The sequence below is a fragment of the Fictibacillus nanhaiensis genome (genome assembly GCF_049537595.1).
GTDB lineage: Bacteria > Bacillota > Bacilli > Bacillales > Fictibacillaceae > Fictibacillus > Fictibacillus nanhaiensis_F.
The window spans coordinates 1,892,153-1,911,587 of the sequence record NZ_JBMULM010000001.1; the positions used below are offsets into that span (position 1 = coordinate 1,892,153).

Sequence of the window (19,435 nt, forward strand, 5' to 3'; positions counted from 1 at the left end):
AAGCATCTACCTTTCTCTGAAAAATGACTTCAACTTGCCGATGAAAGACTTATAAGATACTTCTTGCTGTTTTACCGTACCAACATACGTTTCTGCTAGCTGATATACAGCTTTGGAAGCTAATGAAGATGGCTTATGAATAGAGAAGGGAATTTGTTTTTTTACAGCATGCCATACATCTTGATCCATCGGTATCTGCCCTAAACAGATCAGCTCTTTTTGTAAGAACTGTTTACAAACATGGCTTAACTTTTCAACCGTATCTCTTCCTTCTCTTAGATTTTCATATCGGTTGATAACTAAGTAGAAGGGAAGTTCTTTATCTTTCATATAAATGAATTTCATCATAGAATAGGCATCTGTTAGTGATGTGATCTCAGGTGTAGCGATCACCAATACCTCATGGCTTGCAAGCACAAATTTTAAAGCTGTTTCTGTTGCACCTGCACCCATGTCTAAAAAGATAAAATCATAAAATCTCTCTAATTCTTCTAGTTGATTCATAAAATGTACCAACATCTCATCCGTTATGCTTGTCAAAGAACCGAAATTCCTGCCGCCAGCAATCGTATGTAGTCCGTCGTTACCCTCTTCGATGATCTCCCATACAGACAATTGATTCGAAAGCATATCCATCAAATGTTTGTGAGATCTTCTACCGAGAATTAAATCTACATTTCCCATACCTATATCTAGATCTAGTACTAAAACGCGCTTTCCCATTGTAACCAATGAAAGGGCAAGATTCACCGTGACGTTCGTTTTACCGACGCCGCCTTTACCACTGACTACAGAGATCACTCGTGCACTGTTTGACGAAGCAGAGACTAATTGTTTTCGAAGGCTAATCGCTTGATCAAGCATGATGTGACTTTTCCTTTAACAACATCTGAATTAGTTCATCCGCGTCAGCCTCAAACATATCGTCAGGGACGTTCTGGCCGTTAGTTACATAGCCGATCGGTACATTGTTTAAGATTGCAAGATTTAGTAATGAGCCGTACGTCTTTGTTTCATCTTTTTTTGTAAAGATCACTTTATGAACAGGTAGACTCTTAAACTGACTATAGATGGTTTCCATATCTCTATATTTTGAAGTTAATGAAAGGACGAGATAGTTGTTCATATCCTTATCAAAATGGATGATTCTTTGAAGTTCTTCGATATAAAAACGATTTAAAAAATTTCTGCCTGCAGAATCTACTAGCACTAGATCATAATCTTCGAACTTTTCTTTAGCTTTCTTAAAATCATCCGCCGTATAAGCGACCTCACATGGAATGTTTAAAATCTCAGCGTACGTTTTTAGTTGGTCGATAGCAGCGATCCGATAAGTATCAGTTGTAATAAACGCCACTTTCTTACCATCCTTTAAAACCGCTTTTGCTCCAATCTTGGCTATCGTCGTTGTTTTACCAACACCAGTAGGTCCGATCAAGTTTAAGAATTTCGTTTCATAATGAAAGCCACCAAACTCACTTTTAGCCATTCTTGCACTTAAAAAGCTGCTGATCCACGTATTCCAGTCATAGTTCTCTCTTTCTGTTTCATCCAGACTTTCATATTTAGTAGATAATGAAGGAATGAGTTCTTCAAGTATCGTTGAGTCAACTTCTTGATTGCAAAGAAATGTTTCCCATTCTTTAACAAATGGTGCTGTATCTTCTGGAATCTTGGATTGTACGGTCAACGTGTGAACCATCTTCTTCAGTTGACGAATCTCCTTAGTCAATTCCTCTTCTTGATACACAGGTTGCTGTTGTTTCACAATATTCTTGTTATGATTCTTCGTTTGATGATAATCTATGTCTTGGTCCAATCCAGCGAAAATTTCAACGTTCTTCTTTGTAAAGAATCCGAAGAACCCGCCAACTTGAACCTCTCTTGTATTTAATATGACTGCACCGCTGCCAAGATCTGCTCTAACTAATTTCATAGCTTCTGGCAAGTTCTGTGCTGTATACTTCTTCACTTTCATCAGATGTTCACCACCCCTACACTTTTCACTTCTAGCTCAGGCTCCAATTCGTTGTATGATAGAACCGCTACATCTGGAAGATAACGCTCAATGAGTTGCCTTACGTACATCCTTACAGCTGGTGAACATAAGAGAACAACGGATTGGTCAAAGCTTCGTCCTGATTCAAGTTCAGATGTAATGCTGTCAAAGATCACTTGAGAATCTTGCGGATCTAAAGAAAGGTAATTGCCATGTTCTGTTTGCTGAACAGCATCAGCTATCTTCTTTTCTACCGATCCGCCAAGTGTGATAACATGCAGCGGTTCATTTTCATTCGTATAGCTTTTTGATATCTGTCGGGACAAACCTTGTCTTACATACTCTGTTAATAGATCTGTATCTTTTGTCATCTTTGCAAAATCAGCTAACGTTTCAAAGATTACCGCCAAGTTACGAATCGAGATTCGCTCTCGTAAAAGTTTGGATAATACCTTTTGAACTTCACCGATCGTAAGTGCATCTGGTGTAACTTCTTCGACAATGGCTGGATACGATTCTTTTAGGTGATCTACAAGTTGTTTCGTTTCTTGTCTTCCGATCAGTTCGTGTGCGTGTTTCTTGATCACTTCTGTCAAATGTGTTGAGACGACAGAAGGCGGATCTACAACAGTATATCCTGAGTATTCAGCTCGTTCTTTCATCTCTTCACCGATCCAGATGGCCGGCAGACCAAATGCTGGTTCCATCGTTTCGATACCTTGTACCTCTTCATCATCAATTCCTGGACTCATCGCTAAATAATGATCCAACAGCAACTCACCTTTTGCGACTTGGCTGCCTTTAATTTTGATTCTGTATTCATTCGGCTGAAGCTGAATGTTGTCCCGAATTCGAACGACCGGTACGATCATTCCAAGCTCTAACGCAAGTTGCCTTCTGATCATTACGATTCTATCCAACAGGTCACCGCCTTGCGAAGTATCAGCTAAAGGAATGAGACTGTAGCCAAATTCAAATTCGATCGGGTCGATCTGCAGAAGGTTCACTACAGATTCAGGACTTTTCAGCTGTTCAGTTTGAATATCTTCTTCAACCACTTCTTCTTTTTCTTTTTGCTCACGCTCAGCTTTTAATAGAAGATACCCGCCGATCGCTAAGATACCGCCGATCGTAATTGTAAAAAAGTCATTGATCGGTGTGAACAACCCCAGCATGATGATGGTTCCTCCAGCAACAAAAAGCATGATAGGATACGCAAGCAGTTGCTTGCTGATATCAAATCCTAAGTTTCCTTCTGATGCCGCACGTGTCACGATAATCCCTGTCGCTGTCGAAATGATCAGCGCTGGAATCTGTGATACTAATCCATCACCAACCGTCATTCTTGTAAACAATTCTGCACTCTCACCAAAGCTAAGACCCATCTGAAGCATTCCGATGATGATTCCGAACAACATATTGATCAAAACGATGATAATACCAGCTATTGCATCACCTTTAACAAATTTACTCGCTCCATCCATCGCTCCGTAAAAATCTGCTTCTCGTTCAATCGTTTCACGTCTTTCTTTCGCTTCCCGATCTGAAATCATACCAGCGTTTAAATCTGCATCGATGCTCATCTGCTTACCAGGCATCGCATCGAGTGTAAACCTTGCAGCAACTTCTGATACACGTTCAGATCCTTTCGTAATTACGATAAATTGAATAATAATTAGAATGAAAAATACTACGATACCAACAAGAATATTTCCACCTACAACAAATTCACCGAAAGTATGTACAACGTTTCCAGCATCTCCTGTTGAAAGGATGCTTCTTGTTGTCGAAACGTTTAGCCCTAGTCTAAAAAGCGTCACTAACAATAATAATGACGGAAATATAGAAAATTGGAGAGGCTGTGTCGTGTTCATGGCAATCAATATGATTAAAAGTGCCAGAGATATATTCGTTATGATTAAGAAATCCAACATAAACGTTGGCATTGGTATGACGAGCATGGCGATTATGAGAATAACGCCTGCTAAAACACTCATGTCTCTAGCTTTCATCTGTAAACTCTCCTATTCATTCCTTACGCTTTTTTCTTTACACGGTATACAAAGGCTAAAATTTCAGCTACGGCTTTAAACAGATCTTCAGGAATCACATGCCCGATCTCAACACGAGCGTACAGCGTTCTAGCTAGAGGTTTGTTTTCTACAACCGCTACGTTATTCTCTTTGGCGATCTCTTTGATGCGTTGAGCGATTAGATCTACTCCTTTTGCTACAACTACTGGAGCATCCATGCTGTTATCGTCATACTTTAAGCAGATCGCGTAATGTGTAGGGTTTGTGATGATAACATCTGCTTTAGGCACTTCTTGCATCATTCGCCTCATAGCCATCTGTCTTTGTTTTTCCTTGATCTTCCCTTTAATCTTAGGATCACCTTCAGATTTTTTGTATTCGTCTTTAATATCTTGTTTAGACATCCTAATATTTTTTTCAAAATCGTATTTTTGGTACATATAGTCAAGAAACGCAAGAAAAAGTAAAACGAGTGAAGCGGCAAAGCCCATCTTGACCGCAAGTCCTCCGAATACAGGAAGTGACGATTCAATACTCACTAAGCTCATTCTTAAATAAATATCTCGCTCACTCCAAAGGATAATAAATGTTACACCACCGATTAGTAGAATTTTAAGCAGCGATTTAGATAGTTCAACAAGAGCCCGCACTGAGTAGATTCGTTTAAATCCAGATAACGGATTGATCCGTTCAAGTTTCATCTGAATCGCCTCTGTTGATAATAAAAAGCCAACTTGTAAATAGTTTCCTAAGACTCCGGCGATCATAGCCGCAATCATTACAGGTGCTATGATGATAGCGACTTCAAGCGAAAGCTCCCAAAACAGTTTAGGAATACTAGATTCCGTAACATGATAAAGCAGTTTTTTATCTAGACTATAAGCGAAGAGGTGAAGCAATCTTTGCCCCATCCAACTCCCCATAAAGGATAGAAACATCACGGATGCAAACAGCACTAGTGCAGCATTGATGTCAGCACTTTTGGCTACTTGTCCTTTTTTTCTGCTTTCCTGCCTTTTTTTCGGTGTTGCTTTTTCGGTTTTTTCTCCTGAAAAGTATTGTAGATTGATCGGATATCTCATCGCCTTAAGCCCCTAACAATTCCATTAAGTTAATCATGCTGTCACGCATCTGATCCACCAGCATCTGAACAGATACAAAGAATGCGGGCATTACTACTAAAAACAATACGAAAGCAATTAAGATTTTTACCGGCAGACCGATAACAAAGATGTTCATCTGTGGTACGGTTCTGGCTACGATCCCAAGTGCAAGGTCCGCTAAAAACAACGTGCCAACGATAGGTATCGCCATCTGAAGAGCAACTAAGAACATACCTGAGAACACACTTAGTACAAACTTCATGACCCCGCCATCTCCAAAATTTGATATGGCCGAATCAATCGGTAAAAATTGATAACTATAAAAGATTCCATCAAGTAACATGTGATGCGCATCTGTTGCTAGTAAGAAAAGAATGGCAAACGTATACAGATATCTCCCCATCAATGGTGTCTGGATACCTGTTTGCGGATCGAACACGTTCGCGATCGCAAAACCCATCTGTAGATCAATAAATCCGCCGGCAACTTGAATCGCGTAGAAAACGATCGCTGCAATAAATCCGATTGTTAGTCCTACCATCGCTTCTTTAATGATTAATAGAAAAAAAGTAGCATCCAATGGAATTGGTTTTGGGTCAACAGCGTACAACATGATCCAAGATAAGAATAACGATAATCCGATTTTATGCATCACAGGTAAATTTTTATTGGAAAACACAGGAATTGTTAAGAAAAATGCCGATACTCTAGTTAGGATTAATAAAAAAGCAGGGAAAGCCACTAAATCTATCATTTCTTCATCCTATATAAGTGTGTAAATTTTGGAAGATATTTGATGTAAATCCTAGGATTTGAGAAAGCATCCAAGGCCCAAAAAACACGAGTCCTACTAACACGGCAACAATCTTTGGTATAAATGCAAGTGTTTGTTCCTGAATCTGCGTTGTTGCTTGAAATATACTGACGATCAAACCTACAATCAGGGCTAATAACATGAGCGGACCGCACAAAAGCAAGGTCATGTATACCCCTTTTTCTGCTAAAGAAATTACAAATTGAGAATCCATGTTTCCACCTGCCCTAATAGCTTAATAGCAATGATTTAACGATGAGGTACCAGCCATCAACCAGTACGAATAATAAGATCTTAAATGGCAGTGATATCATAACGGGCGGCAGCATCATCATCCCCATAGCCATTAAAATAGACGCAACGACCATATCAATGATCAAGAACGGTACAAAAATCATGAATCCAATCTGAAAGGCTGTCTTTAATTCACTTATGGCAAACGCTGGAACAAGTGTCGTTAACGGAATATCTTTAATACTTTCTGGCTTTTTTGCACCTGAATATTCCATAAACAGCATTAGATCTTTCTGACGTGTATGTTTTGCCATGAATTCTTTGATCGGAAGACTTCCTTTATCAAACGCCTCTTCTTGTGAGATCTCACCTTTTACTAACGGCTGGACCGCTTCTTTGTTTACCTCATGCATCACTGGCGCCATGATAAAAAAAGTTAAGAACAATGCAATTCCAATCAAAACTTGGTTAGGCGGCATCTGCTGCGTCGCTAATGAAGTTCTAACAAAAGATAAGACAATGATAATCCTCGTAAAACAAGTCATAAGAATTAAGATACTTGGAGCAAGCGAAAGGACTGTTAACAGCAGCAACAGCTGAATCGTAGTTTCCATGTTCGCTGGATCGCTATTATTAATAAAATCCAAGTCTAATCCAGGAATAAATTCATTCATGATGTTTCCCTTTCTCTAGCACTCTCTGAAGTTCTTTTTGCTGATTCTTCTTATCTTGAACGATCGATTGCAGCATATTCTTAAAAGATTGCGTTTGATCTTTCGTTTCTGCTGTTCCTGTTTCATTCGAAGTCTTAGTCTTACTGGACTCTTCCGTTCTACTTTTCAGCCATTTTTGTTTCAATTGTTCCGTCATCGTTAAAACGTTTTGGGAAGGTCGCTGATCGAGCATCATCTGGACTTCATCTTCATTGGTAATCTCTTTTAGGAGTGTTACCGAATCTCCAACACCTACCACCAAGACAGAATTACCTGTTTTGATCAGTTGTACAGAACGATTCTGTCCGATTCCGATGCCTCCTAAAGACTGAAGGTTTTTCCCATCTTGAAAACTGACAGATTTTCTTTGAATAAAGCGTAAAACAAAAAACAAGATCGCTAGAACGATTCCAAGCATAAACACGAGCTTGGCGAGCATCATAAATGTGCTTTCACTCTCAGAGCTGACAGGGCTGTTATCTGCTGGTGCTTTTTCTTTCTCACCTTTTTGATCTGAGTTATTTATGGTGTCATAAACACTTTTCCCTGAACTGCTGCCTTCCGCTTGTACACTAAATGGTACAAGCGAAAGACAAACTGCTGCAAAAAGACTAATTAACCATCGATACATGTATGCTTATCCTAAAGTCTTCTTAATCGCTTCGATTACACGGTCAGCTGCAAACGGCTTAACGATAAAATCTTTTGCGCCAGCTTGGATCGCATCGATTACCATCGCCTGCTGCCCCATCGCTGAACACATGATAATCTTTGCTTCAGGGTTCGTTTTCTTGATCTCTTTTAAAGCTGATATGCCATCCATCTCTGGCATCGTGATATCCATCGTAACTAGATCTGGTTTTAACTCTTGGAACTTCTCGATCGCTTGCGCACCATCTGCTGCTTCACCTACAACATCAAATCCATTTTTCACTAAAATATCTTTGATCATCATTCTCATAAATGCTGCATCATCAACAACTAAAATACGTTCTCCCATTTCACTTTACCTCCGATAATTATTTCAATTTTTCTAAGCGATCACGCTGACTTAAAATCTCTGTTACCCGTACTCCGAAGTTCTCATCGATAACGACAACTTCACCTTTTGCGATCATCTTTTGGTTTACAAAGATATCAACTGGTTCACCAGCTAGTTTATCGAGCTCTACGATCGAACCTTGAGACATTTCTAAAATATCTTTAATCGTTTTTTTCGTTCTTCCAAGCTCAACCGTTACTTGAAGTGGAATGTCTAACAGCATGTCTAAATTCTTCGTATCTCTTTGATTCGTCTCATAATCTCCAAAATCTGAAAAGCTTGCTGGCTGAATGGAAACGTCTCTCATCTGTGATTGATAAGCAGGCTGAGGATCATTTCTTGGCTCACTATGAACACGATCTTGATAATGGTCTACCGGTGCAGATGCCGGAGCCACTTCTTCATGAGGTACATAATCAGCAACCGGCTCTTTTTCAACAACTGGTTCAGGATTCATCAACTTATGTACAAGGTCCTTTGAAAACTCAGCATCAACGAGCTGCATGATATTTGAATCAATCAGTTCACCCACTTTAAGTCGGAATGAAACTTTGACTAGTATCTCTTCATCAGGAATTAAACTCGTGTTTGATTCAATATCTAAGAAATCAATTTTTGGTGGAGAGATATCTACTTTTTTATTAAAGATCGTAGACATCGATGTAGAAGCTGATCCCATCATCTGATTCATCGCTTCACCAACAGCACTTAGTTGCAATTCTCCAAAATCTGGAGAAGGATTTGTACCTTCACCGCCAAGCATCAAGTCTGCAATGATCTGTGCATCTGTCTTACGGATCACTAACAAGTTAGCTCCTTCGATTCCTTCTGTATAAGTAACTTGGACCGCAACATGCGGAATCGGAAACTCATCTTTTAACTCGGTGCGTTTAACAACTGTTACCGTTGGCGTCGTGATGTCTACCTTTTGATTTAACAGGGTGGATAGTGCTGTTGCAGCACTTCCAAACGAGATGTTTCCGATCTCACCTAAAGCATCACGTTCGATCGATGATAGGTATTCTTCGGTTTCGGTCTCTCCGGACGAGGAAGGACTTCCACCATTCAACAAAGCATCAATTTCGTCTTGTGAAAGCATATCTCCACTTACCATTGATCCTCATCCTCCTTAATGGTTTCGATAATTTGAACGGCTAACTTTTTCTTCACCTTTCCAGGTTGCCCGTAGAACTTCGGATTGTTTTCTACTTTTATCACGAGAGGTCGGTTGATCCGTTGATCTAGTTCAATACAGTCACCAATTGATAAGTTTAGAAATTCTTCGATTGACATGTCTGAAGATCCTAACTCAACTTTAAAAGGCAAGAAGGCGTTCTTTATCTTTTGTTCAATAAATTCTGTCTCTCCTGGGATTGGTGTTTTCTTCTTATTCTGCATCCAATGATGAACGGAGAGCTTAGGAATGATCGGCTCTATGACAACATGCGGAAGGCAGATGTTGATCATTCCGCTCGTTTCACCAATCGTCGTATTCAATGAGATCACGACTACCGTTTCGTTCGGAGAAACCATCTGTAAAAATTGCGGATTCACTTCCAAATCGAGCATAAATGGCTCTAGTTCAATCACACTTGTCCATGCTTCTTTAAAACTATCAAGTGTGTTTTCAAATAACTGATTCATGATTCTCGTCTCAATCTCAGTTAAATTCTCAATCTTATTCATTCCAGCCCCGCTGCCACCCATCACTCTATCAAGCATGGCGTATGCGATATTCGGGTTGACTTCCATTAAGATGCGTCCTTCAAACGGATGGGCTTCAAACACATTCAACAAAGTCATCTTTGGAACGGAACGAATGAATTCCTCGTATGGAAGCTGATCAACAGACGCAACACCGATCTGGACGTACGTTCTAAGCTGGGCTGAAAAGTAAGTCGTTAAAAGTCTTGCAAAGTTTTCATGCAATCTCGTTAAACTACGAATCTGCTCTTTTGAAAAACGTAGGGCTCTTTTAAAATCGTAAACTTTAACCTTATTCTCTGACTCTTCCTTTTTAAGCTCTTCTGCATCCATCTCTCCTGTGGAAAGGGCGGAGAGAAGAGCATCTATTTCGTTTTGTGACAAAACATCTACCAAGAGTCTCACCTCTTTTCATGCCGTTTTTAGTGAATTATTGTATGATCTTTTGAGTTGTGTAGACTCTGACTACTTTCCCATCTTGCATAACCTTATTAATCTCTGTTTTCAACTTGTCCTCAAGAGAGGTCAACCCTTGTTGTCCAGATAGTTCTTCTGTTTTTTTGTTCGAGATCTCATAGATGATCAGGTTGTTCACTTGGAACAATCTTTTCTCAAGTTCGTGTTTTGCATCTTCATTATCCGCTTGAATCTTGAACTGAATCTTCACATAAGACTGATCTGCAAGATTGGTTGTCATTTCATTGGTTTCGACCATCAGCTTGTCCAGCTCTTCAGCTGTAGGCTCAGAAGCTTCGGTCTTAGGTGAGAACTGCTTAAACCCGTAATATCCTGCTGCACCGATTAGACCGATTGCTACAAGCATGGAGAGCATGATCGTTACCGCTTTATTTTTTCCCAACTACAGACCCTCCTTTTTCTGACTTAGTGGCAAAAGCGTAATATTTCTATAAAAAGCTGCTATCAACTGAGCAACCTCTTCTTCACTTTCTTTTACAACAAACTTTTTGCCTGTCGTTAATGTGATCGTAGTATCCGGAAACGATTGAATCTGTTCGATATAGATCGCATTCAGCGTAAACGTATTGCCGTTTAGTTGTGTTAATGAAATCATGAGTTTCGGAGTTAAGCCGGTTCCTGCTCACCCCTACCTCCCTTCAGGTTAACGTTTTAAGTTCACTAGCTCTTGAAGGATCTCATCCGATGTTGTGATGATTCTTGTATTCGCTTGGAATCCACGTTGTGCAACAATCATCTCAGTGAACTCTTCAGATAAGTCTACGTTGGACATTTCGAGTGCACCTGCTACTAGTGTGCCAGCTCCGCCTGCTCCAGGTAATACTGGTGTTGCATCACCGGAATTAGCACTTAGTCTATATTCATTACCACCAGCTTTTTCAAGACCTTCATTGTTAGCAAATTTCGCAAGTTCAATTTGACCAGCTTTAATTAATTTTCCATCTTTATCAATGTAATTTACTGTGCCATCTGCACCAACACTAAAACTTTTTGCATCGGTATTAATTACAATAGGTTGTTCATTATCACCGAGTAAAAATCTCCCATCAGCACTTACAATTGAACCAGTTTTATCCAAATAAAAATTTCCTGCTCTAGTAAAAGTTATGTCTGTTCCTGTATTGCTACCTAACCTGAAATATCCATCACCCGAGATACCTAAATCCAAGGGTCGACCTGTTGTTTGTAGACTACCTTGAGTGTGCACTGTATCAATAGTTGCTAGTTGTGACCCTAGACCAACTTGCTTCGGGTTTACTCCACCACGAGTACCACCAGGCTCACTCGCCCCAGCTATCTGCTGACTCACAAGATCCTTAAACGTTGTACGACCTTTTTTAAAGCCATACGTATTAACGTTTGCGATGTTATTACCGATTACATCCAGCTTCACCTGAAAGTTTTTCATACCACTGATTCCTGAATACATAGAACGTAACATTTGTTTTTATCTCCCTTACTTGGTTTAATAACTGCGTCTGTCAATCGGCAGTTTTGTGAGCCTCCTGTAAAGGTCCAGCTCGTTTATTCGTCTATGACGATGGCACCATTGATGTTTGTAAAGATCTGAGATGTACTTTCGTTTCGATCTAACGCTGTAATCACAGTTTGATTTGGAGCATTCACGACAAGCGTGACATTCTTCATGATCACTAATGAGTCATTAATACCTTTTTGCCGAGCTTCAATCATCTTTTCACTTATCTTGTTCCAGCTTGTTTCTGAAATCGTAATATTTCTATCTTGCAGTCTCTTTTGAGCGTGTTTACTAACCGTGATTTGGTTATTAAGCTCTTTATGAAAAACGGACTGAAAAGATTGATCTACATTTTTCTGCTGTCGATGTTTCGGGTAAAGCATCGGCTGGTACAATTGATGAGCGTGTATACGTTCGCTCATGTTATCCACTCCTTACTTTGCCTGATCGGATATTTTAATCACTTGGTAACTTGTGATCTTTGTTCCATCACTCATTTCCAACATGACAGATCCTTTTTCGAATACAACAGATTTCACTACAGCTTCTTTTTCCTCTATCTTTTTGTTACCTTCTGCATCAACGGTTTCTGTTTCATAGGTTATTTGTTTACCGATCATCTGGCTTTGTTGTAATAAAGAAGATTCTGTTTGAAACGATAGGAACTGCTGCATCGTTTGGTTCATGTTTGTCATCTGTTCTAGTGATGAAAAGCTTGCCATCTGTGCGATAAACTCTCTGTCTTGCATCGGACTTGTAGGGTCTTGGTTTTGAAGCTGCGTGATTAAAATCTTTAAAAAATCATCTTTCCCTAAAATGTTTGATCCTGTTTGCTTTGTTTTTGCTTGGTAATTAGAAAGCATCAGATCTTCAGAGATCTTGGTCATCACTCATCACACCTTTTCGTTTAATACCAATTGTGATAATTGTTCATCGAATGATAGATGATCTGATTTCTCATCTTCAGACATGTTCTCTTCTGCATGCTGCTGATCTTCATATCCGTGACCATTCTGATCACGGAAATCAAAGGCCTGTTCGTCTCCGTTTAGAAATACATCAATCTTTTCAAAATCTATATCTTGACTTGTGAAAGCTTGTTTCAATTGTGTGAGCTGACTATCCAAGGCATCTTTCGCACCTTGACTAGATGCAATGATCTTTGCTGTAATCTCACCATGTTTTTGGATCAACTGGATCTCGATATTGCCGAGATGTTCGGGTGTTAATCGAATCTGCATCTTTGTAAATCCAGATTCCGTAACGAACAGTTTTCCTCTTGATATAATCTGTTGAACTTCACGTACAAACTGCTCTTTCTGTCCTGCTTCTTGTGAAACAGGTACCTTCAGCGTCCATTGTTCTAATGGAGAAAGTGGACTTTGCAGCGTTTGTAGTTCTTTAGAAGCTGAAACATTCTCCATTGACTTTGTTGTCGGTACGTATTGCTGAAAGGCTTGGTCTGCAAAGCTCTTAACCTTTTTTTCGACAGAAAGTGTCTCAAATACTTTTAAGAAAGCATTCTTATCATTACTTGATGACTCAGTTAGAAGCTTTTTGATCTCTCCAAAAATCTGCTCTGTTTGTTTTGTTAGAGACTCTTTTTGGTCAAATTTAATCCCTGGAAACCATTTACTGATCATTTCTGTGATCTGCTTATGGTCTTTTTGAGAAAATGGCTCCGCTTCTTCATTAACAACAACCTGCAACAATAGGACTAGCTTCAGCTCAGGCGAAGGGTTTGTTGGAATCTCGGAGAAATCAATCTCGCTCTCAAGGAGCTTTTCAACAACTTCTTTCATTTCAGGCGGCAGATCGTTTAATAAAGATTGAACGGTTTCGTTATTTACTAAGTCTGGCTTCCATTCAAGATCCTCTATGTTACCTAATATACTAGCGATCATATCTCCTAAACCCTCTGTTACTCCCTCATTCTCAGTAGCTGAAGATGCTAGAAGTTGAGAAAAGAGAGAATCCATACTGCTACTTTTCTGAGAAGATACCGATACTGGGGAAGACTGTGTTCCTGAAGCCGCTGACTGCGAAATCATTATTTGCATGTTTTCACACCTCCTTTTATAGCGTTTTGTTTGCCATCAGTACTGTAAGCTCTGCTGCTCGTTTTGCATCAAGTTTGGAAAGGATCTCAGCTTGCGTTTCAGATTGTAATAGCATCAAGATGCTCATGATCTGATTATTGTTCATCTCTGACATAACAGCTGCAGCATCTTTCGATGACATGGCTTCATAAATCTTTTTTACTTGTTCATTCTCTTCCTCTTTCACAGTTGTTTCTGCATCTTCAACCTGCTTTTCTAAGAGGGCAATATTGCTTTTTAGATCGGTAACTTCTTTTTCTTTCTTTTGCAGATCAGCGGAAAGTACTTTAATGTAATCTTCTTGCTCATCGAACTTTGATTTCCATTGTTTCTCTTGAACGTTGTTTGTAACAGCTACTTCTGTTTTGTCGCTTAAAACATTTTTAATAATGGGTATGTTCTTACCCGTGCTTTTTGCTTCTTCCCATATGTTTACTCCCATAAAAGAAAGGACGATTCCGAAAACAGTCAGTGCAAAAACGAAAGGTACGAATACTACTAATAAAAACCAAACCAGTTTGTTGGATTTTTCATTCTGTTTCATCTGATCACCTGATTTTTTTACGACTTCGCAAAACGCAATACCGAAAATTCGTCGTTCTGCTTACTTTCATAAGAAGCAACTTCCACTCTATATGCGGTGAGTTGTCTTTCTTTTAGTTTTTCGTATTTTTTCACTTCAATGGTCTGCTGCAATAATCTTTGCTGAATAACTTGCATTCTCTCTCTTGCTCTTTGTAACAGCGGCTGTAATTCTTTGATCTTGTTCGTCATCAATAATAGAAAACGCTGTGTATTCTGTAGATCGTTTACTACGATTCTTTGTTGATAGGTATAGTTCGATTGGTTCTCGATGTCTTCTTTCCTTTTCAGGAGGCTGTATATCTCTTCTGCTATGCTTTCAAACGCTTGTACAGCTTCTCCTAATTCTTGTTCAATCGATTCTTTTTCTTTTTGTTTAACAGATAATACCTTTTCCATAGAAAAATGAAATGACATCAACGTTCATCCTTCCCAAATTCAATCAATAGCCGCTCTAGAGCTTGTTCGTAACTAACATCTTCGTCTACTTGCTGTTTAAGAAACGCCAGAATGTTAGGGTACATCTGAATGGCTTCATCCACTGATTTAGAAGAACCCCTTTTGTATGCGCCAATGCTGATTAAGTCCTCTGCTTCCACATAGGATGATAGAAGTTCTCGAAGACGTTCAGCAGCTTGCCGATGCTCTTTCAGAACAATATCATTCATCACCCTGCTTATACTCTTAAGAATATTAACAGCAGGAAACTGACCTTTATTGGCTAAGTTTCGATCTAAGATAAAATGTCCATCCAGAATACCTCGAACCGTATCCGAAATCGGTTCGTTAAAATCATCTCCATCAACTAAAACGGTATAAAAAGCTGTAATCGTTCCGTTCTTATTCGTTCCAGATCGCTCTAACAATTTTGGAAGAACCGCAAAAACGCTAGGCGTGTATCCCTTTGTTGTTGGTGGCTCTCCAACAGCTAGACCGATTTCACGTTGAGCCATAGCCACCCGCGTTACAGAATCCATCATCAACATGACGTTCTTGCCTTGGTCTCGAAAATATTCAGCGATACTCGTTGCAGTCAGTGCACCTTTTATCCGCATTAACGCAGGTTGATCGGAAGTCGCAACGATTACTATTGATCGCTTCAAACCTTCTTCACCTAGATCTCGCTCAATAAAATCAAGAACTTCGCGTCCTCGTTCACCAATTAGGGCGATAACATTAAGGTCAGCTGTCGAATTACGTGCTACCATACCGAGCAGCGTACTCTTACCTACACCACTTCCAGCAAAAATACCTACCCGCTGGCCTTTTCCGACCGTTAGCAAACTATCGATCGACCGGATACCAAGCTGAATACTTTCATGAATTCTCGGCCTTTCCATTGGATTCGGCGGCTCGTTCTCTGATGGATAACGAAACAATCCGCGAGGGAGAGGAGAGCCATCCAATGGAACACCCATACCATCAAGTACTTTTCCGATCAAAGAAGGTCCAACCTTTATTTCTAGCGCACGATGTGTGGCTTCTACTAAACTGCCAACTGCAATGTGCTTTACATACGTAAACGGCATCAACAAAACATTTTCTTCCTGAAAACCGACTACTTCTGCTTTGATTTTTTGCTTGTGGTTCCCCATGTGGATATAACAGACCTCACCAATCGACGTTTTCGGTCCTTTTGATTCGATCATTAGCCCTACAACCCGAATCACTTTTCCATATCTTTTATAGGAATCGATCGATTGAAGGGACTCGATCATATGTTCCACGTTCATTGATCTGACACCTCAAGTTGTTCTAGCAATTTTTCACGAAGCTCTTTAAGCTGAACGTCGAGTGTTGCATCGATCTTCCCAAAAGGAAACTCGATTATTGCACCATTCTCGGTCAAGTTCTCATCTGGATAGATAAAAAGAGTCGCTGTCGATTGAAGCATGTTCTTTAGTTCTTCACGATAGTTTTGAGTAAGTTCAAACCAATGTGGAGGAACATAAAGTTTGATCTCTTCAAACTCTCGAGCTTCTTTAACAAGTTTCTTTACGATAGAAATCCATGTTTCAGGAGCATCTCGTAACGTTTGTCCTAAGATTTTTTCAGCGGCTGCCATGGCAAGGATGACCATTTGTGGCTCGGCTTCACTCAAGATGTTATGGTAGTCGTTTCTTAACGTATCCATAAAGCTTTTGACTTCATGTAATTGCGCAGCCCAGCTTTCGTGACCTTGTTCTAAACCACTTTGAAAGCCAGCATCGTATCCTTCATTCTTCGCCTGTTCATAAGCCGATTCTAACTTCAACTTCCAAGCTGCCTCTTCATCAGCTAATCTTTTGAGTTGCGCCGCCTTGTAATCTTCTACTTCCTTTGTTATAGAAGCTGCTTCGCTCTTTGCTTCTTCTAGCAAGGTATACGCTTGATTTTTTAAACGGATGACCTCTGACTCTTGATCCTCATCCTCTAAACTTGCGTAGTTTCTCGTGTTAAATAATGAAAGAGACTGAATCCCTATGACCACTCCACTTGTTTCAGACTTCTCTTTGTGATCGTGAAAAGATTTTATGACTTTAGACAATCACATCATCTCCTCCGCCTCGAGCGATCACAAGCTCTCCGGCTTCTTCAAGTCTTCTAATAGTTCCAACGATTCTGGATTGTGCTTCTTCAACATCACGAAGGCGAACAGGTCCCATGAATTCCATCTCTTCTTTGAAGTTCTCAGCCATACGCTGTGACATGTTATTGAACATCACTTCTTTTACTTCTTCGCTAGATGCACGTAAAGCAAGAAGCAGATCTTCATTTTGCACTTCACGAATAACTCTTTGAATCGCACGGTTATCAAGCGTAACGATATCTTCAAATACAAACATTCGTTTCTTGATCTCTTCCGCTAACTCAGGATCTTGAATTTCAAGCGCATCCAGGATCGTCCGTTCGGTGCTTCGATCAACACCGTTTAAGACCTCGACAACGGCTTCAACTCCACCAGCTTGGGTGAAATCTTGTGTAACGGTAGCAGATAACTTTCTTTCTAAAATCTGTTCCACTTCATTGATCACTTCAGGGGATGTCCGATCCATCAATGCGATCCTTTTCGCTATATCAGCTTGCATCTCTTGCGGAAGTTCAGAAAGTATTTGTCCAGCTTGAGAAGAATCCAAGTAAGACAAGATCAGAGCAATCGTTTGCGGGTGTTCGTTTTGAATAAAGTTTAATATTTGACCCGGATCTGCTTTTCGAGCGAAGTCAAATGGCCTTACTTGCAAAGTCGAAGTCAAACGATTGATGATCTGCATTGCTTCGTCTTTACCTACCGCTTTCTCAAGTACCGTCTTCGCATAGCCGATTCCACCTTGGGTAATATAATCTTGCGCTAGAGCTAACTGATGAAATTGCGTGATAATCTCATCCTTTAACGTTGAATCTACTTTTCTAACTTGTGAGATTTGAAGGGTTAATCTCTCAATCTCTTCTTCACTTAAATGCTTATATACTTGGGCAGCCACATCTGGACCTAAAGAGATAACGAGGATTGCCGCTTTCTCTTTACCAGATAGTTCTTTCATACCTTTTGCCATCGTTCGTTACCTCCTTACTCCTCTGAAAGCCATGTTCTTACTAGCTTGGCGAATTCTTCAGGCTTTTCTTTTGCCATTCGCTCTAACTGTTCCTTACGAACTGTTCCCTCAGATCCTTTTTCTTGGTTTACATCTGGTACATAATAAGACTCTTGAGGCTCATCCATTTGGAATTCTTCGATCTTGCTTTCAGTCTCTGTTCTTCTTTTACGAGAAAGCAAGAAGATTAATAGAATAATTACGATTAATAAGACTCCACCAACTATGTAGATCCATAACGGAATACCTTTAGAAACGGCAGTTGTTTCTTGCTTTCCGTTGAACGGCTGTGCAGATACAAATATTTTTTCTTGAATATCATCTTCTGATAATGTTTCGTTTATATCTTTTGAGATACTCGTTCTAACGATCGCACTCAATATTTGTTCAATATCATCTAATCGTTCTTGTGGTAACGATTCTGGTTTGTTCGGAGTCGGTGGCTCTACCATGACTTGAATACCCAGATCTCTTATCTCATACGGACTCTCCACGATTTCTTTACGTATCTTGTTCACTTCGTTGTTGATACGTTCTTCTACTTTTTCATAGTCTCCGTTTGAGCCAGCAGCTGAACCTGGGTAGGTAGGTACCTCTTGATCACCCGTTCCTCCGACTCCACCTTCTGCTGCACCTTCTCCAGTAAACGTCTCTCTAATTCGCTCAACGCTTACTTCGATGCCTTTCATGTTTTCTTTATCAACAGGTTCTACAATACTTTCTTCGCGTTTTTCTTCCGTAAAGTCAATATCTGTTGTCACTGTAGCAACTACTTTACCTTGTCCCATGATGGTTGATAACATCTGTTGAACTCTTCGTTGTAAGTCTCTTTCAACATCCTGCTTAATTTTTCTTTGCTCTTCATATTTTGAAGCTGAAGCAGTAGAGTTTACAGAATTCAAATCATAATAATTAAAGTATTGATCCGTAATGACGATATTTTCCATAGGAAGGTTGCTCACACTCTTTGAAACGAGATGATAGAGTGCTTTCACCTGATCTTCATTTAATTTCGCACCCGCTCCTAATGATAGAACAACAGAAGCTGAAGCTTTTTCTTCTTCTTGGTTTACCCACACACTGCTTTCAGGAAGGGTGATCATAACGCTCGCATCTTCAACACCATTGATGCTCTTTATTAAACTAGCAATCTCTGTCTGTGTCGCTTCTCTTTCTAGAACACCAAACTCTTTGTCTGTTATTCCGAAACCAGATTTCTCACCAAAATATGAAAAATCAATATTCCCACTTTCCGGTAACCCTTCTGCAGCTAGCTGCACTTGCAGGTTATTCACTTGTTCTTCGGGAACTAATATGGTTTTTCCGCCATCTTGTACTTCGTTTGCCACACCTTTGCCATTTAAATTCTCTTGTATTTGACCTGCTTCCTGAGGGGAAAGATTTGAATACAAAGGAACAAGATTTGGTGTTGACATCATGACTGTTACAAAGATGAATGCTGCGATAATAAGAAAGATTCCACCGAGAATAATTCCCTTTTGTCCATTGGAACGAGTTTTAAACCGTTCTGTCGTTTGCTTGATGATGTTTTTCCATTTTTCTTTCATTTTTTCCCCCGATAAGCA

At 39.8% G+C, this 19,435-nt stretch carries 23 protein-coding genes; all 23 read right to left on the bottom strand.

Annotated features, from left to right (window positions below):
- Window positions 1-6: 6 nt before the first annotated feature.
- The 23 genes from ACOZ9X_RS09495 to fliF all read right to left on the bottom strand — a co-directional run bounded on the left by ACOZ9X_RS09495 (window position 7) and on the right by fliF (window position 19,417).
- The gene (locus ACOZ9X_RS09495) at window positions 7-864 is read right to left on the bottom strand and encodes a MinD/ParA family protein (RefSeq protein ID WP_423417954.1); all 858 of its coding nucleotides are present in this window, start codon (window positions 862-864) and stop codon (window positions 7-9) included.
- Window positions 857-1,978, bottom strand: a complete 1,122-nt coding sequence (gene flhF / locus ACOZ9X_RS09500; protein ID WP_423417955.1) for a flagellar biosynthesis protein FlhF — start codon at window positions 1,976-1,978, stop codon at window positions 857-859. Before flhF ends, ACOZ9X_RS09495 begins: the two co-directional genes overlap by 8 nt.
- The gene (gene flhA / locus ACOZ9X_RS09505; protein WP_423417956.1) at window positions 1,978-4,011 is read right to left on the bottom strand and encodes a flagellar biosynthesis protein FlhA; all 2,034 of its coding nucleotides are present in this window, start codon (window positions 4,009-4,011) and stop codon (window positions 1,978-1,980) included. The genes flhF and flhA overlap by 1 nt, the downstream gene beginning before the upstream one ends.
- Before the next feature lie 23 nt (window positions 4,012-4,034).
- Window positions 4,035-5,114: a flagellar biosynthesis protein FlhB gene (gene flhB, locus ACOZ9X_RS09510; RefSeq protein ID WP_423417957.1), complete on the bottom strand. Its 1,080-nt coding sequence runs from the start codon at window positions 5,112-5,114 to the stop codon at window positions 4,035-4,037.
- A 4-nt stretch (window positions 5,115-5,118) separates the two neighbouring features.
- The gene (gene fliR / locus ACOZ9X_RS09515; protein WP_423417958.1) at window positions 5,119-5,889 is read right to left on the bottom strand and encodes a flagellar biosynthetic protein FliR; all 771 of its coding nucleotides are present in this window, start codon (window positions 5,887-5,889) and stop codon (window positions 5,119-5,121) included.
- A 4-nt stretch (window positions 5,890-5,893) separates the two neighbouring features.
- Window positions 5,894-6,163, bottom strand: a complete 270-nt coding sequence (gene fliQ, locus ACOZ9X_RS09520) for a flagellar biosynthesis protein FliQ (protein WP_066393686.1) — start codon at window positions 6,161-6,163, stop codon at window positions 5,894-5,896.
- 13 nt (window positions 6,164-6,176) lie between these two features.
- Entirely contained in the window at window positions 6,177-6,857 is a 681-nt protein-coding gene (gene fliP, locus ACOZ9X_RS09525; protein ID WP_137789655.1) for a flagellar type III secretion system pore protein FliP, read from the bottom strand.
- Window positions 6,850-7,527, bottom strand: a complete 678-nt coding sequence (locus tag ACOZ9X_RS09530) for a flagellar biosynthetic protein FliO (RefSeq protein WP_423417959.1) — start codon at window positions 7,525-7,527, stop codon at window positions 6,850-6,852. The genes fliP and ACOZ9X_RS09530 overlap by 8 nt, the downstream gene beginning before the upstream one ends.
- 6 nt (window positions 7,528-7,533) lie before the next feature.
- Complete coding sequence (locus ACOZ9X_RS09535) at window positions 7,534-7,896, bottom strand: response regulator (protein WP_066240809.1); 363 nt, start codon at window positions 7,894-7,896, stop codon at window positions 7,534-7,536.
- A 19-nt stretch (window positions 7,897-7,915) separates the two neighbouring features.
- The gene (fliY, locus tag ACOZ9X_RS09540; RefSeq protein ID WP_423417960.1) at window positions 7,916-9,052 is read right to left on the bottom strand and encodes a flagellar motor switch phosphatase FliY; all 1,137 of its coding nucleotides are present in this window, start codon (window positions 9,050-9,052) and stop codon (window positions 7,916-7,918) included.
- Window positions 9,046-10,038: a flagellar motor switch protein FliM gene (fliM, locus tag ACOZ9X_RS09545; RefSeq protein ID WP_423417961.1), complete on the bottom strand. Its 993-nt coding sequence runs from the start codon at window positions 10,036-10,038 to the stop codon at window positions 9,046-9,048. Before fliM ends, fliY begins: the two co-directional genes overlap by 7 nt.
- A 34-nt stretch (window positions 10,039-10,072) precedes the next feature.
- On the bottom strand, window positions 10,073-10,501 hold the full coding sequence (fliL, locus tag ACOZ9X_RS09550; RefSeq protein ID WP_423417962.1) for a flagellar basal body-associated protein FliL: 429 nt from the start codon (window positions 10,499-10,501) through the stop codon (window positions 10,073-10,075).
- The gene (locus ACOZ9X_RS09555; protein ID WP_423417963.1) at window positions 10,502-10,714 is read right to left on the bottom strand and encodes a flagellar FlbD family protein; all 213 of its coding nucleotides are present in this window, start codon (window positions 10,712-10,714) and stop codon (window positions 10,502-10,504) included.
- A 48-nt stretch (window positions 10,715-10,762) separates the two neighbouring features.
- Window positions 10,763-11,560, bottom strand: coding sequence for a flagellar basal body rod protein FlgG (gene flgG, locus ACOZ9X_RS09560; RefSeq protein WP_423417964.1), 798 nt, complete (start codon window positions 11,558-11,560; stop codon window positions 10,763-10,765).
- An 83-nt stretch (window positions 11,561-11,643) separates the two neighbouring features.
- The gene (locus tag ACOZ9X_RS09565) at window positions 11,644-12,018 is read right to left on the bottom strand and encodes a TIGR02530 family flagellar biosynthesis protein (RefSeq protein ID WP_423417965.1); all 375 of its coding nucleotides are present in this window, start codon (window positions 12,016-12,018) and stop codon (window positions 11,644-11,646) included.
- A gap of 12 nt (window positions 12,019-12,030) precedes the next feature.
- Window positions 12,031-12,483, bottom strand: coding sequence for a flagellar hook assembly protein FlgD (gene flgD / locus ACOZ9X_RS09570; protein ID WP_423417966.1), 453 nt, complete (start codon window positions 12,481-12,483; stop codon window positions 12,031-12,033).
- A 6-nt stretch (window positions 12,484-12,489) separates the two neighbouring features.
- Entirely contained in the window at window positions 12,490-13,656 is a 1,167-nt protein-coding gene (locus ACOZ9X_RS09575) for a flagellar hook-length control protein FliK (protein WP_423417967.1), read from the bottom strand.
- Window positions 13,657-13,672: 16 nt separating this feature from the next.
- On the bottom strand, window positions 13,673-14,239 hold the full coding sequence (locus ACOZ9X_RS09580; RefSeq protein ID WP_423417968.1) for a MotE family protein: 567 nt from the start codon (window positions 14,237-14,239) through the stop codon (window positions 13,673-13,675).
- A 17-nt stretch (window positions 14,240-14,256) separates the two neighbouring features.
- A complete protein-coding gene (gene fliJ / locus ACOZ9X_RS09585; protein WP_423417969.1) occupies window positions 14,257-14,694 on the bottom strand; it encodes a flagellar export protein FliJ in 438 nt (145 codons plus the stop codon).
- Window positions 14,694-16,010 (bottom strand): flagellar protein export ATPase FliI, encoded by a 1,317-nt coding sequence (gene fliI / locus ACOZ9X_RS09590; protein WP_423417970.1) that lies wholly within the window; start codon window positions 16,008-16,010, stop codon window positions 14,694-14,696. Before fliI ends, fliJ begins: the two co-directional genes overlap by 1 nt.
- Entirely contained in the window at window positions 16,007-16,804 is a 798-nt protein-coding gene (gene fliH, locus ACOZ9X_RS09595; RefSeq protein ID WP_423417971.1) for a flagellar assembly protein FliH, read from the bottom strand. Before fliH ends, fliI begins: the two co-directional genes overlap by 4 nt.
- Window positions 16,797-17,810 (bottom strand): flagellar motor switch protein FliG, encoded by a 1,014-nt coding sequence (gene fliG / locus ACOZ9X_RS09600; protein WP_066393658.1) that lies wholly within the window; start codon window positions 17,808-17,810, stop codon window positions 16,797-16,799. Before fliG ends, fliH begins: the two co-directional genes overlap by 8 nt.
- A gap of 14 nt (window positions 17,811-17,824) precedes the next feature.
- A complete protein-coding gene (gene fliF / locus ACOZ9X_RS09605; protein WP_423417972.1) occupies window positions 17,825-19,417 on the bottom strand; it encodes a flagellar basal-body MS-ring/collar protein FliF in 1,593 nt (530 codons plus the stop codon).
- Window positions 19,418-19,435 lie beyond the last annotated feature (18 nt).